Raw genomic sequence first — 14,259 nt, 5'->3', positions numbered from 1 at the left:
CCCCCGCGCTGTCCTTACAGGAACAGCGCTATGAAGGCTAATAAATAAAGTTGGCTTAGTTGAGTTGGCTTAGTTGATGTGGCTAGAGTTCAGCATGACTCAGCGCGCCATGACGGCGCTGCCATCGAGGATTGATGCGCTGCTTGAGGCACTGCTTGAGGCACTGACAGCACCACTGATGGCATCACGTATCAGCTCTGCATCCTCAGTACGCATCGCGAATTGATCGGCATTGAGTAAAACGACTATCCAGTGTTTGCCTGCGATTTTGGTACGCAGTAACAGGCAGCGCCCTGCTGCTTTGGAATAACCGGTTTTGGTCAGCGAGATATCCCAGCTGGCCTGCCCCACCAAAGGATTACTGCTGGGCAGACGCTCAGTTTTACCGGCCAGCGACAACTTCATTTCCGGGCTGCCGCTCAGCTTTTGCAGTTCAGGATAAGCAGCTGCAATGCGCGCCAGACGGGCCAGATCGGCAGCACTGGAGCGGTTATTGGCGGAGATCCCGACCGGCTCCTCTATGCTGGTCTGATGCAGACCTAAAGCCTGGAGTTTGCGCTGCATCGCTGCGATCAGTGCAGCTTCACCGCCCGGATAGGTACGTCCCAGGGCTTTGGCCGCCGTATTACTGGACGGTACCAGCATCAGTTCCAACAATTGTTGACGCGTGACTGACAGACCGGGTTTAAGCAGTGTCAGGCCCTGCTGCGAACCCACCATGTCCTGTCGGCTCAACTGCAATTCCTGCTGCATATCCAGCTGCGCATCGAGCGTGACCATCGCAGTCAGTAACTTAGAAATCGACGCAATCGGCACCGCCACATCCGCATTTTTTTGCAGCAAAACGGCGCCACTCGCCTCGTCCAGCACCATCACATGCCGCGAATGGGTGTTGATCATCAGCTTAGCTGGCAAGGCGGCTTCGTGCGCTTGCTGGTTCAGCACTAACTGGTCAGCGGCGGGAACAGCATCGACTTTGGTCTGAAAAATCAGCATCAGACTGACGACTGCCAACACGACCGGCAATGCCATTTTCCATTGCCAGGCTTGCGGGCCGGGACGCAGGATTTGGCGTATACGGCTCAGTAAATCACCGCCATGCGCGGCCAGCGCCAGCGCTTGCTGTTGCATCTGCATCTGATCCAGGCTTTGCAATGCGAGCGCCAGTTCACGTGACTGACCAGTAGCAGCAACCGCTAACTGGTCTGCGATCAGCTCACGCTCGCTATCCATCTGACGGCCCAGCCACCACACCACAGGATGATAGAAGAGCAGCGCCTGCACCAGATTCTGCAGCAGCTTGACCAGATAATCCCAGCGCCGGATATGCGCTAATTCATGCGCCAGCAAAGCTTCTATCATGCTCGGCGACATGCCACTCAGCAGCGATACCGGCATCAGTATCACAGGGCGCCAGCAGCCTGTCGTCATCGGACTCAGTATCTCGGTTTTCCACAGCAAGCGGACTTCACGCCGTATGCCAAAACGTGCTTGCAAAGTGCGTGCGCTATGCTGCCAGTCGCCCATCGCGCTGAGGTAAGTTGCCTGTCCGGCCTGACTACCAAGACGTGCGATCCACAGCAGCCCCAGGAGATAACGGCTCAGCATCAGCGTGACGCCACTTAGCCATAGCGTCACCAGGAAAGGCAATACTGGCGCCAGCATGCTGAGCAGCAGATTGCTGTCCTGCCATTGCACTTCGGTCGTGGCAGACGTTTCGGCAAGCAATTGCAAAGCTGCGCTCAGTGTCAGGCTTGGTGGACGCGAGGCTTGCAGCAACATGCCAGCCAAAGGCAACAGCGCGCATAACAGCATTGCGCCTGAGGCAATCAGGTAGCGGGTCTGCGGCCTGGCGTGACGACATAAGCTTAACAACAGTGCTGCCACACCTGCGATCAACACACCTTGCCACACGAAATCCAGCAAAGGCCAGCCCAGTATCTGGGTCAGCCGCTCAAAAGAAAACTGACTGATTGCGGCGCTCATGATTATTTTTCCTCTTTCAGGATTTTTTCGATTTCGGCACGTTCCTGAGCCGAGACATGGCCGCCACGTAAAGCAGCCAGCACCAGTGCCTTGCCGGAACCGGCAAAGACTTTCTGTATCAGGTCTTTGAGCAAATTGGTTTGCAGGGAATCGGCTTCCTGAGCGGGCGCATAGACGTGGGAACGCAGGCTTTCATCGCGCGTCAAAATACCCTTACCATGCATGATCTGCAATTGCCGCAATACGGTGGCGTAATTCAGATCGGGCTTATCGGCCTGCGCGATTTCGTGAACTTGCTTGGCACTTAGCGGGCCGTGTTGCCACAACACCTTGAGCAGATTCAATTCGGCAGCGGTAGGTTTGGGGACAGTGCGGGAAATTGGGGTAGACATGCAGTTCCATTCATCAGGATAGAGTCAGAATGGAAGCAGAATAAATGTTCTAGAAAATTTTGTCTAGAACTTTTTTTCTACATTTTGGAATTTGCTGAAAAACTGCTGCCGGACTTGCCGCGCAAGCTCAGCCTGCGCGGTGCCCCACCTGTATTCAGGCCGTTCTGGCATGCAGCACTTGTCTGGCGCTGGGCAAGAAACGCGCAATGGTGGACAGCAATTCATCCTCGTCCACACTCTTGGTCAGATAGGCATCACAGCCAGCCCAACTGCCACGGAATTTATCAAAGGCAGAAGACTTACTGCTGAGCATCACCACTGCAGTCTGACTGGTACGCGGATGCCCTTTGATTTGCTTGCATACTGCGTAGCCATCTATGCCCGGCATCATGATGTCGAGAAAAATACAGGTGTACGATTTTTTCATCGCCATCAACACGGCATCTTCGCCATTTTCAGCAAAATCCACATCAAAGCGGAAGGGTTCCAGCTTTTTACGCATCACTGCGCGCACGGTGGCACTGTCATCGACCACCAGCACAGACTCCATCGGCGGTGGACTCAGCACGGCCTCAGACAAAGACAGCACACGGTCCGTTTCGCGCCGCAAGCTGGCACCATCCCAGGCTGCATCCTGCTGACGACGGCTGCGTTCAGCCAGCGCCAGCATCATTTGCTCATCGAGCTGTTCGAACAAGCGCATCCACTGTATAGGCTTAGGCAAACAGGGCCAGTCTGAGAGTAAGACTGCGGGGCTGCCGATCAGCATGGCTGGCGCATGTACATTGGGTGCGCATTCATGGAGCAGACGTGTCAGTTCGGGATGATCGGCATTGATCAGGTAGATATCGGGTCTGACATCGGCCACGGCAGCGACTTCATATAAAAAAGTACGGCGGCTGGTGAGGCGGAAAGTGGATTGCAGCAGCTCTTGCTCGGCACCGGAAAAACCGGCCAGTTGCATGAAAAAACGCTGGCTTTCCGGTACTGCGGCTGAAATTGAAGTGATCATTTGTTGGCGCAACAAAGAGTCAGAAAATGGATGAAATTATGTAGACGAATCAAGCAAGAGACAGGCTTGACACATGCATACAGCAGGCAAAAGCTATCAAATTGTTATGCAATCATACCATGCAGACTGGTGCCCTGCATGCGACAAGTCAAGCTGAGAGCGCGCGGTAGCTCAGAAAACCTGCGAAACAACACAATACCGAACCCAGTAAATGCAAACTGGCATGTGCCAGCGCCCAGACAATTTCGCCCTTTTGCAGTAATTGCATGGACTCTGCAGAAAAGGTCGAAAAAGTCGTCAAACCACCCAAAAAGCCGGTAATCACAAACAGCCGCCAGGCGGGTGACAAATCGGGATAGCTGCTAAAGAATGCAACCGCCAGTCCGATCAGATAACCACCACCCAGATTCGCAATCAGCGTTCCCAGCGGGACTTGCGCCCAGACCTGATTGCCCCAGAGTGCCAGCAGCCAGCGCAACCAGGCGCCAAACGCCGCACCGATACCGACCGCCAGTATCCCTAGCGCATTCATAGTGCCCCCTGTTGCGACAGCGTGGCAGCCGCAGCGGCATCCTGCCAGCGTTGACTGGCCAGCTCATCGCTTTCTCGTGCATCCACCCAGCGTGCACCGTCCGGGGTTTGCTCTTTTTTCCAGAAAGGTGCGCGGGTCTTCAGATAATCCATGATGAATTCGCAGGCGGCAAATGCATCACCCCGATGGCGCGTCGCGACCGCCACCAATACGATCTGATCGAGCGGTAACAAGGGCCCGACGCGATGGATGATCAGGCTGCGCATTACAGGCCAGCGCTGCGCGGCCAGGCTCAGGATGTCCTGCAAGGATTGCTCTGTCATGCCGGGATAATGCTCGAGCTCCAGCCCACTAACCTCAGCACCTTCATTGATGTCTCTGACCAGGCCGACAAAACTGACGACAGCACCGATAGCGGGCTGCTCACTGCGCAACGCAGCGAGCTCTGCGCCCACATCAAAATCTGCGGTCTGTATTCTGACCACCATCTCAGCCTCCGGTCACGGGCGGAAAAAAAGCCACTTCACATTGTTCGGTCAGTACGGTATCCGCTGCGCACATTTGCTGATTGTAAGCAGTGCGCAGTAAGTTTTTATCCGACAAAACCTCGTCCCACACGCCACCACGCTGACGCAGGTAAGCACGCACGGCAGCGACTGTGGTGACTTCTGGCGGCAACTCGATTTCCTCAAAGGAGGCACCTAAAGCTTCTCTGACACTGGCAAAAAAACGGCACTGAATTTTCATACGACACCCAGACTACTGAAAGGAATAAAACTTACCATCTGACCGCGCACTACCGTTTGCGAAGGGGGCAAATCAATTAAACCATCTCCCCATACTGCAGAGCTTAATACGCCAGAGCTTTGATTCGGAAACAGGTCCAGCCCACCGTCTGCATTGATTCGTGCACGCAGGAATTCATTGCGACGATCCGGCTTAGACCAGTCAAAATCGGCACGCATACTGTAAGTCTGAGGTGCTACTCGACTTACGCCCTGCAAACGCAACAGGAACGGCCGTACAAACAGCAGAAAAGTCACGAAACTGGACACCGGATTGCCAGGCAGACCGATGAAAAATGCGCTGCCGACTTCACCAAAGGCGAGGGGCTTACCCGGCTTCATCGCAATCTGCCACATCGCCAGCTGCCCTTCAGCTTCCACCGCAGGTTTGACGTGATCTTCCTCACCCACCGACACACCGCCAGAGGTGATGATCAGATCATGCCCTTCTGCCGCCTGGCGCAGTGCGGCGCGGGTTGCTGCCAGATTATCCGGGACGATGCCCAGATCGGTGATATCACAGCCTAAACCTTGCAGTAAGCCAGTCAGGGTATAGCGGTTAGAGTTATAAATCGCACCAGGTCGCAGCGTATCGCCGGGCATGGCGAGTTCATCACCGGTAAAGAAAATCGCGACTTTAGGACGGCGTAACACAGGTAAGCTTGCCAACCCTACCGAGGCGGCCAGTCCCATTTCCTGCGCACGCAGCACGGTTCCAGCCTCTAAAATGGTCGCCCCGGCGCGGATATCCTCACCCTGACGTCGTACCCACTCCCCGGCTGCTGGCTGATGGCGAATCACAACAGCATCGCCATCAGACTCGCATTGCTCCTGCATCACCACGGCATCCGCTCCTTGCGGTATCAGCGCGCCGGTAAATATTCTGGCTGCGGTGCCGGGTTCCAAAGGCTGCCCTACGATGCCAGCCGGGATGCGTTGCGAGATACGCAAACGCGCATGGCCAGACGCGCAGTCGGCGGCACGCACGGCATAGCCATCCATCTGGGTATTATCCTGCGGCGGCACATGCAGTTGTGAATACAGAGGGCTGGCCAGTATGCGGCCCAGCGCATCCGTCGTTGCGACTGTTTCTGTTGCGCTCAAGGTACGGACACGGCTCAGCATATGGTCCAGCGCCTGCGCGACACTCAGCATGTTTGTTTTTGTTGTCATAGTAAAAGCAATACAAATCAGCAGAGCTGGATTGTATCCGGTCTGCCTCTATCCTGTCGCGCTACAGCGCAATGTATGCATTTAGCGACTAGATTTAGGCGCTAAGATATGACTAACAATTGTTCACGATCTGGAATTTCGACAAAAAATATCTTATTGAGGCATAAATGTCGTCAATTTAGTTTAACTGGATCAAAGTTGAGTTCTCTTTCGGAAACATTTTAATATTTCCTTCGATCATGTCGCTATAATGAAAACAACTTTCCTGCTATCCGGAGACTAACGATGCGCCTCGTCCTGTCCATACCTAAGCTGGCTGCTGCTGTACTGATATCCAACGCTTTCTTGACCAGTGTCGCCAGTGCAGAAGAGACGGTTTACCGTTTCTCGCCAGTCAATCAATACGATATCAATCTGACTGCCGCTTACTGGAATCCCATCATTAATTACATTTCCGAAAAAAGCGGCGTTAAGCTCAGCCTCAAAATCGGCAGGACCAGCGCTGACACCACCAGCTTTGTGCTGGCACAGGAAGTCGAATTTGCATTCACCAACCATTTATTTTCCCCCGAACGGGAGAAGCTGGGATGGAAGGTCTTTGGTCGCAGGAATATACCCTCAGTGACCGGACAAATCGTGGTTCCGGCGGACTCTGGCATCACTGAGTTACAGCAACTGAAAGACAAAAGTGTCGCCTTCCCGGGACCAGAAGCGCTGGTAGGCTACAAAGTCCCTATGGCACAGCTAATCAGTAAGGGGATAGACGTGAATGTCGTTTTCGGCGGCAATCAAAATGGCGCACTGGCCCAGCTGTTTGCCGGTAAGGTGCAGGCGGTAGGTGGCAATTCCCAGCTGATCGACAGTTACTCCACGCGTGAAAAAAAGAAATTCCGCATCTTGTGGTCGTCCGAGCCCTATCATGATCTGGCACTGATGGCCTCGGGCAAAGTCAGTGACAGCACAGTCAAAGCTGTCGCCAATGCTTTTTTCAATATGAAAAACGACCCGCAAGGCAGAGAAATCCTGCACCAGGTATCACAAAAAGTGGGCTTAAGTACCGATAACTATTTCATTCCGGCCGATAACAGCGAATACGCGAGCTATAAGCGCTTTTATCAAAATGCGCCAGCCAGCCTGCGCTAACTGAACGGAGTTCTTTGTGTCCTTTCTGCGCTATTTGCTGCCTCAATCACTGGTGTTGCGGGTCTACGCTTTATACAGCGTGACCTGGCTGGTGTTTATGTTGGGTGCTATTTCGGTTTACTACGAGACCCGCTTCACCCAAGAGATATCAGATGTGCAGGAATCCGCAGCTTCTATGCTGGAGGTATCTGCCCACACCATCACTGACAGTGCAGTGATCGGCGATTACGACACGATCAAACGCACGCTGGACCGTATGGTGAATAGTCCTAATTATTCATCCGCTAAATTCATCCCGCTGCAAAACGGTCTGATTAGCAGCCGCGAAAAAACCAGCGAACTGCGCGGCTACATCCCCGACTGGATCACAGCCCGCGTAGCCAGCCATCTGTTCGACGATAACCGGATTATCCGCGTTGGCGGCCAGGATTATGGCGTATTGCGTCTGAGTTTTGACAACTTCGAAATCGCCCAGAAAATGTGGCAGATGATCAAAGTCGCGATACTGATGACACTCGCCAGTTTTATCGGCGGACTGGTACTGATCTGGTTTCCGCTACAACGCTGGCTGGGCACCTTGCAAGCCAGCCAAATGCTGGAACTCGGCACCTCAGAAGGTCGCGACGTCGAATATGAGCACCTGATCCAAAACGCACCGATAGAACTCAGGCAGACACTGCTGACACTGCAAAATACCGCCAGCCAGCTCAGAGCTGAACTCAGCGAGCGGGAAAGCACCTTAAACTCCTTACGCCAGATCCTGATCAGCCTGGTGCCGGATTCGCGCAAGCGTATGGAGCAAGACGACAATATTGCCACCGTCATCGCCACCATCAGCAAACTGGTGGAAGAAGGCGAAAAATCCAGGTCCGCACTGGAATTGGCAAAAACCGCAGCAGAAAACGCCAACCAGGCGAAAAGCAGTTTTCTGGCCAATATGAGTCATGAAATCCGCACACCAATGAACGGTGTCATAGGCATGCTGGAGCTGACCTTAGATACCCAGCTCAACGAAGAACAAATCAATTATCTGGTAATGGCACATCGCTCTGCGAATAATCTGCTGGTCATCATCAATGACATACTCGATTTCAGTAAAATCGAAGCGAATAAGATAGAGATGGAAGCGATAGAGATACGCTTACCGGAATTACTGCAGGACATACTTCCCAATCACGAACTGAACGCCCAGAAAAAACATTTGCCGCTACGCGCAGAAATTGCGTCAGACATCCCGCAAATCATACTCGGCGACCCTACCCGTCTGAACCAGATACTGAACAATCTGCTCAGCAATGCGCTCAAGTTTACCGATCATGGCGAAGTCGTGTTACGCGCAAAACTGACTCCACCAGCCCACGCAGAAGATACGGCGCATCTGCACTTCATGGTGAAAGATTCAGGCATAGGCATTCCCGTGTCCGAGCAAGGTCGTATCTTTGACGCATTTTCGCAGCAAGATGCCTCGACCACGCGACGCTTCGGTGGTACCGGTCTGGGCCTGAGCATCTGCAACCGGCTGGCGCAACTGATGGGCGGCAGCATTACGCTCAACAGCGTGCCCGGCATGGGCAGTGAATTTTGCCTGACCATCCCTGCCGTATTTCCGCGTCAATCTTCCGCAGATAAAAAGGCAGTCGCGAGCGCACCGGCTCAGCACGAATTACGCCAGCTTAAAATCCTGATCGCCGAAGACAATACTGTGAATCAGACCCTGATCCTGAGCCTGATCGCTAAACAAGGCCATCAGACCGTGTTAGCCAATAACGGTCAGGAAGCCGTCGAGCGCTGGAAAGAAGACCGCTTTGACCTGATCCTGATGGACATGCAAATGCCAGTCATGGGCGGACTGGATGCCAGCAAAATGATACGGCAACTGGAACAACAGTCACCTGAGCGGCAACGCACACCGATCTATGCGCTGACCGCCTCTGCACTGGCCAGCGAGCAGCAGGAAGCAATGGCAGTCGGGCTGGACGGTTACCTGACAAAACCAATCAACCGCCAGGTCTTGTACGAAGTTTTGAATCAGCTCGCTGCACAGCCAGTCGCGGGGTTAACAAGCAGCGCAGCCGGACATGTTTAATCAGCGCCTGTCACTCTGGCTCAGTCAACTTCCAGGCGCGATGGTATGGAACAAAAAACCTCTGCAAGTCAGTATTTACCTGAGCCAGATCGCCACCGCCGAAGTGGCGCAGCATCGCAATCAGCTTCTGCATCTGTTGGATCAGGAAGAAACCTCGCGCCTGCACCAGTATCAGCATCTGGGCGATCAACAGCGCTTTCTGGGAGGCCGCGCACTGAGCAAACTGTTGGCAGCCCAATTGTTTCAGCTCCCTTGTTCGCAGATCCATCAGATCCGGATAGTCAGGGATCAACTCGGCAAACCCAGCCTGCAGCTTAACCAGACCAACTACCATCTGAGCCTGTCGCATAATGAACATCAGATCCTGGTCGCACTCAGCCGCCAGGCCTTAGCGCCAGACTGCAAGCTGGGCGTGGATATCGAAGTGGTCCAGGCATTTCCTGAGCTGGAACACCTGTGCGCTACCGTATGCACCCCAGCAGAACGCCAGGACATCCTGTCCCACCCGGACCCGGATTCACGCTTCATCGCTTACTGGTCACTCAAAGAAGCCTTACTCAAAGCACTGGGCATGGGTTACCGCTTAGACCCGCTGCAATTCAGTCTGAGTCTGAGGCAGAACCACCCATGCCTGATCAGCGCCCCGGAAGGCATACCGCTAAACGGCTGGCAATTCCATCTGCACACCTGCGCATCCGGCCAGAGCATGCAACAACTGGCGATTGCCTTTCACTCCACCCATCGCAGCCAGCTACAAATCCAGCAGCTGCCCGCAGCAACACTGCTGGAGCGCTACCTGAACGAAACGCGCTGAATATCCCCTGCCCTGAACGCCAGAACAGAAATACTTTACGCATACGCAACACGAACTGGAAAAAATCAGGATTCTTTGCTATACTCGCACGCTTCGTTTATGACGAACAACCAAAGCCGGAGAGGTGGCAGAGTGGTTGAATGTACCTGACTCGAAATCAGGCGTACTGTAACAGGTATCGGGGGTTCGAATCCCCCCCTCTCCGCCAAGTTAATGTAAAAAAGCCCTTGAAATTCAAGGGCTTTTTTGTTTTTTCCTGTAATCGGTATGCGACTCAGTATGCCATTGATAGCGTGCACAAAGGTGCGTGCTTCTTGCTTTGCCTTGGCTGCCAGAGATGATGCTATTTGGAAAGTTTTATCATTCTTAGCCTCAGTCTCTTAACGTGTTGCGCTCTGTTCAGCTTTCCAATATTTGCGGCCGGCGTACATCGGCATACTGGACTCCACCTCCACCCACGAATAATGTGCCGTCATGCATCATGTATCGTTTCATCATCCCCACTAATATTTAATATTAAATAAACGACAAAAGTGCTTGAATATTTATTTTATTTAATTACCTTTACATTAACAGATTTTAGCTTTCCAACTTTACTTTCAGCCCATTCTGTGAGGTAGCTTTTAATTTTAAAATCTGCTTCAACTTGTTTAGTAAAAATTGTCACTTCTTCATAACGGTTGCATTCACTAAGAACAGGCTTAACAGGGCACTTTTCTGTATGAATAATAGCAAATGCGACAGGATTCTGAATATCACTCAAGATTACCGCCGCTTTTACTCCACAGTTATGCACCTGGCACGCTGATGCAAGATAAAACTCCGTTCCTTCTATTTTTTTAATATCATCAGGCGGCCCCAACAAGGCCATTATGACCTGATCGTAGACCAGTCCATTTTCCCAAGTATAAGTACCACGTGAACTTCCAAAAAAACTTTTTGTGGATTTTTTAAAGGTACTCTTATGTACGAATTGATTGGTATTTTGATATCCAGTCAATTCGCCCGCCATGGAAAAATTCACAAATAAAAACGTACTTAAAATCAATACTTTCTTAATATTCATACAAATAGCATTCCAAATAACTAAAACTTATTTGTTAAAAAAATAGATCCGCAATCAAAATTCGGGAAAAAAATATAAAAATCAGAATTGTCGAGATATTTAGCAATTATGCCAATAAAATAGTCATAAATGAAACAATGTGGAGTGGATTATGATTTAAATATCCCCAGACAGATTGCAGGGCGCTAATCGGGTTAATGTCGGCTTGATCAGACGCTATTGCAAGCATCGTCAATACACCACCTATTCTTCAGCACGACCAGATCCAAAAGTAAGGGCAAGGCCCACTAAGATCAAACCAGAAACCGAGAAACAAAAGAAGATAAAAGTGCCCACGGCTAGTAACAAGCCACCCCAAACACGATATATCCATAACACTCTTTTTTCAGATGCGCCTTTTGAAACGCCATAGATTGAAATCAGCACAGATAAAAGCAAAGCAACGATAAAGTATTTAAATATTTCACTGAGATGTAAATTCGATAGTCCGCCTTCTGCAGAGACAAGCCCCAGATGAATACAGAATGTCCAAAGCAATACCAATGTAAATGTGAAACTACTGCAAAACAAAGGGGATGAAATATATTTCACAGATCACTCCTTCGGTGGAAAACATGTTGTAATTTGATTCGCTGATAAGGCAGGGGGAATTGCAAGAGACAATCCAGCTTTACATCCGGGTTCAGCTGCAGGGTTGAAAGCAGCAAATAAACGCTCAACCTTCATAAAAACAAGATTTCTACACTCATTGAGAGTGACATTGAAAACTAATTTGAAGCAAGGATAATTCCCCTCAATTCGAAACCGCTTTTTGACTGATTCTCGTGGGAATACTGGAGAATACAAATAATGCAATTAGTCATGGTAGCGTGCTTTAAAAGCATTGTATATAAACGGCTCATGCCCCCCCCCTCCACCAAGACACAGAGCCTTTAAGCGCATAAGCCTTATAGGCTTTTTTATTTTCTTACCCGTACCATTTTTCTACACACAAGAGCAAAGAGTGACCAATTGCTCCGGGCTTGATCCGCACAAGAAAAAGCGCCACTGCGCTGCGTAAATACACGCAGGCGTGGCGCTTAAGTATATTGCCGGGAATGTGCTGAGTATGGCGTAAGCATCATTTGACGCTTACGCCGGACAATCAGTTTTGCTTTAACTGGTCGAGTACGCTGGCTACCTTGGTGGTAATCACGTCGACTGCAGGGCCGTTAGCACCATGCGGAATGATGACGTTGGCGTGGCGCTTGGTTGGTTCTATGAATTGCTGATGCATAGGGCGTACCGTTTCCATGTACTGGCTGACGACGCTCTCTACGTTGCGGCCGCGCTCGGTGATATCCCTTTGCATACGGCGGATGAAACGCACATCAGACGCGGTATCGACAAAAATCTTGAGCGACATCAGATTGCGTAAATCGGCATCATACAAAGCAAACAGGCCTTCGATCACGATGACAGGCGCGGGCTTCACGGGGATGGTGCGGTTGGAGCGGTTATCGATCGTGAAGTCGTATTCAGGCATTGCGATGGTTTCGCCATTGCGCAAGGCCTGGACGTGCTGCACCAGCAGAGGCCAGTCGAAAGCTTGTGGGTGATCGTAGTTCTGCCTGCGGCGTTCTTCAGGGCTGAGATGGGATTGGTCGCAGTAGTAATCGTCCTGCATCACCACCGAGACCATATCGGCGCCAAACGACGCGAGCACTTGCTGGGATACCGTAGACTTACCACTGCCGCTGCCGCCAGCGACACCAATTACAAATGGATGGAAAGAAATCTTGTTCATGCCGAATGATACCAGATGCGAGGCTGAACTGACAGGGATGGGACTGCGAGAAAGCCGTGTCAATCTACTGATCAGGAGGACGATCTGGCAGGCTGCCAGACGAAGTGCAGGATCGCTTTCCACGCCCAAAACAAGCACCGCGCTGCTTTGGCGGCACCCGACAGTCTGAAAGCGGGATCAGAAGCCAGCCAGCGATTAGCAAAACAAACCAGACATTTAAATCTACCAATATTTGCTCAGCACTGGCATCCATATGCGGATGCAGATATGATGGAAAACTTTTTTGTCAGCCCGACCAAAATAACCGGGTCTTGAGCACATCATGCTCAAGTTGTTTCGTTGTTTGGTTGTTTCGTTTTTTAAATCGAAACATAAAAAATGCAAACGAAGCTTTTCGCAGACCACTGCGGACATAGGGGGCAACCCCGCGTCCTGGCAACTGACAAACCTATACAATCAGAGCGACAACCTCTTCTCTATGAATAAGCCTGAGTTCCAAAACAATTTCAATTTTCTTAGATTTCTCTTTGCCAGCCTGGTCATTGTGTCTCATGTTCCGGAACTGCAGGATGGCAATCGCAGCCATGAAATTCTGACGCAAATTTTTGGGACGATTTCATTTGGCGAACTGGCAGTCGATTGTTTTTTTATCCTGAGTGGCTTTTTGATCGTCAAAAGCTGGCTCAAGCGACCGGCATTTGTCAGTTTCCTGAGCAGCCGTCTGCTCAGAATTTATCCGGGCTTCATTGCCTCGTGCCTGATCTGCGCTTTGCTCATCGGGCCTTTATTCAGTACGCCGGATTACTTCCAACAATTTAATGTGCAGCAGTTTTTCTCTGGCATGTTGAAACTAAGTCTGGGCGGGCATCCAGAAGTGTTTCCCAATACGCAGTATCCGGCACTTAATGGCTCGATGTGGAGCATCCCCTATGAATTCAAATGCTATTTGCTTGTGCTGTTTTGCGGGATGCTGGGCTTACTCAATAAGCGCTGGAGCTGGCTGTTATTGTGGACTGCATGCACTTTGGCGTATGTCGCGATCAAGCTGAATGGAGCGCCGCATAAGTTTGAAATATATATGCGCCTGGTGATGGCATTTTCGGCAGGTGGATGTTTCTGCCTATACCACGACAAACTGCGCTGGAACAGTAAGCTGGCCTGGGCTTCACTTGCCCTTTGCAGCGGCTTGTTTTTCTCGCACACAATGGCAGAACCAGCCCTCAGCCTTTTTGGCAGCTATGCCATCTTGTATTTTGCACTGCACGCAAAAGCGATGCATAGCTTCAACACCCTGCCCGATGTCTCTTATGGCACCTATCTGTACGCATGGCCTGTCAATAAAATCGTGCTGTGGTACCACCCACATATAAACCTGGCGCTGGCAATAATCACCGTCTTCATACTTTCAGTGATCGCAGGAAGCATCAGCTGGTATGCAGTCGAACGGCCGTTTATGCGTATCAAGAACAGGATCACCTGACCAA

The 14,259-nt window shown here is 51.3% G+C and carries 14 protein-coding genes and 1 tRNA gene; 5 read left to right on the top strand and 10 right to left on the bottom strand.

What is annotated here, in order from left to right:
• Positions 1–99 precede the first annotated feature (99 nt).
• The 7 genes from H8K43_RS00460 to H8K43_RS00430 form a co-directional block, all read right to left on the bottom strand.
• Positions 100–1,986 carry a M56 family metallopeptidase gene (locus H8K43_RS00460; protein WP_186902038.1) on the bottom strand — a complete coding sequence of 629 codons (1,887 nt, stop codon included), beginning with the start codon at positions 1,984–1,986 and terminating at the stop codon, positions 100–102.
• 2 nt (positions 1,987–1,988) lie between these two features.
• Entirely contained in the window at positions 1,989–2,378 is a 390-nt protein-coding gene (locus tag H8K43_RS00455) for a BlaI/MecI/CopY family transcriptional regulator (protein ID WP_186902037.1), read from the bottom strand.
• Between the two features lie 154 nt (positions 2,379–2,532).
• A complete protein-coding gene (locus tag H8K43_RS00450; RefSeq protein ID WP_186902036.1) occupies positions 2,533–3,390 on the bottom strand; it encodes a response regulator in 858 nt (285 codons plus the stop codon).
• 148 nt (positions 3,391–3,538) lie between these two features.
• Entirely contained in the window at positions 3,539–3,922 is a 384-nt protein-coding gene (gene crcB, locus H8K43_RS00445) for a fluoride efflux transporter CrcB (RefSeq protein ID WP_186902035.1), read from the bottom strand.
• On the bottom strand, positions 3,919–4,410 hold the full coding sequence (moaE, locus tag H8K43_RS00440) for a molybdopterin synthase catalytic subunit MoaE (protein WP_186902034.1): 492 nt from the start codon (positions 4,408–4,410) through the stop codon (positions 3,919–3,921). The genes crcB and moaE overlap by 4 nt, the downstream gene beginning before the upstream one ends.
• Position 4,411: 1 nt before the next feature.
• Positions 4,412–4,669, bottom strand: coding sequence for a molybdopterin converting factor subunit 1 (gene moaD / locus H8K43_RS00435; RefSeq protein ID WP_186902033.1), 258 nt, complete (start codon positions 4,667–4,669; stop codon positions 4,412–4,414).
• Positions 4,666–5,862 carry a molybdopterin molybdotransferase MoeA gene (locus tag H8K43_RS00430; protein ID WP_186902500.1) on the bottom strand — a complete coding sequence of 399 codons (1,197 nt, stop codon included), beginning with the start codon at positions 5,860–5,862 and terminating at the stop codon, positions 4,666–4,668. Before H8K43_RS00430 ends, moaD begins: the two co-directional genes overlap by 4 nt.
• Positions 5,863–6,165: 303 nt before the next feature.
• On the opposite strand from H8K43_RS00430, the gene H8K43_RS00425 reads away from it, so the two are divergent.
• The 4 genes from H8K43_RS00425 (at position 6,166) to H8K43_RS00410 (ending at position 10,131) form a co-directional block, all read left to right on the top strand.
• On the top strand, positions 6,166–7,023 hold the full coding sequence (locus tag H8K43_RS00425; RefSeq protein WP_186902032.1) for a phosphate/phosphite/phosphonate ABC transporter substrate-binding protein: 858 nt from the start codon (positions 6,166–6,168) through the stop codon (positions 7,021–7,023).
• 16 nt (positions 7,024–7,039) lie between these two features.
• Entirely contained in the window at positions 7,040–9,109 is a 2,070-nt protein-coding gene (locus H8K43_RS00420) for a hybrid sensor histidine kinase/response regulator (protein WP_186902031.1), read from the top strand.
• Positions 9,102–9,923, top strand: a complete 822-nt coding sequence (locus tag H8K43_RS00415) for a 4'-phosphopantetheinyl transferase family protein (protein ID WP_186902030.1) — start codon at positions 9,102–9,104, stop codon at positions 9,921–9,923. The genes H8K43_RS00420 and H8K43_RS00415 overlap by 8 nt, the downstream gene beginning before the upstream one ends.
• Before the next feature lie 118 nt (positions 9,924–10,041).
• Positions 10,042–10,131 (top strand) — tRNA-Ser (locus tag H8K43_RS00410).
• Between the two features lie 342 nt (positions 10,132–10,473).
• Here H8K43_RS00410 and H8K43_RS00405 read toward each other — a convergent pair.
• From H8K43_RS00405 to udk, 3 genes are all read right to left on the bottom strand, one after another.
• Positions 10,474–10,989, bottom strand: a complete 516-nt coding sequence (locus H8K43_RS00405) for a hypothetical protein (protein ID WP_186902029.1) — start codon at positions 10,987–10,989, stop codon at positions 10,474–10,476.
• A gap of 243 nt (positions 10,990–11,232) precedes the next feature.
• Positions 11,233–11,580, bottom strand: a complete 348-nt coding sequence (locus tag H8K43_RS00400) for a hypothetical protein (RefSeq protein ID WP_186902028.1) — start codon at positions 11,578–11,580, stop codon at positions 11,233–11,235.
• A gap of 553 nt (positions 11,581–12,133) precedes the next feature.
• Positions 12,134–12,775 carry a uridine kinase gene (gene udk / locus H8K43_RS00395; RefSeq protein ID WP_162018345.1) on the bottom strand — a complete coding sequence of 214 codons (642 nt, stop codon included), beginning with the start codon at positions 12,773–12,775 and terminating at the stop codon, positions 12,134–12,136.
• A 322-nt stretch (positions 12,776–13,097) separates the two neighbouring features.
• Here udk and H8K43_RS00390 point away from each other — a divergent pair, with 322 nt between their 5' ends.
• The gene (locus H8K43_RS00390) at positions 13,098–14,255 is read left to right on the top strand and encodes an acyltransferase family protein (RefSeq protein ID WP_329604458.1); all 1,158 of its coding nucleotides are present in this window, start codon (positions 13,098–13,100) and stop codon (positions 14,253–14,255) included.
• Positions 14,256–14,259: the final 4 nt, after the last annotated feature.

The organism is Cognatundibacterium curvum, from assembly GCF_014284235.1.
GTDB lineage: Bacteria > Pseudomonadota > Gammaproteobacteria > Burkholderiales > Burkholderiaceae_D > Undibacterium > Undibacterium curvum.
The sequence above is the reverse complement of the archived record's forward strand: the minus strand, read 5'-3'. Positions and strand labels throughout refer to the sequence as shown.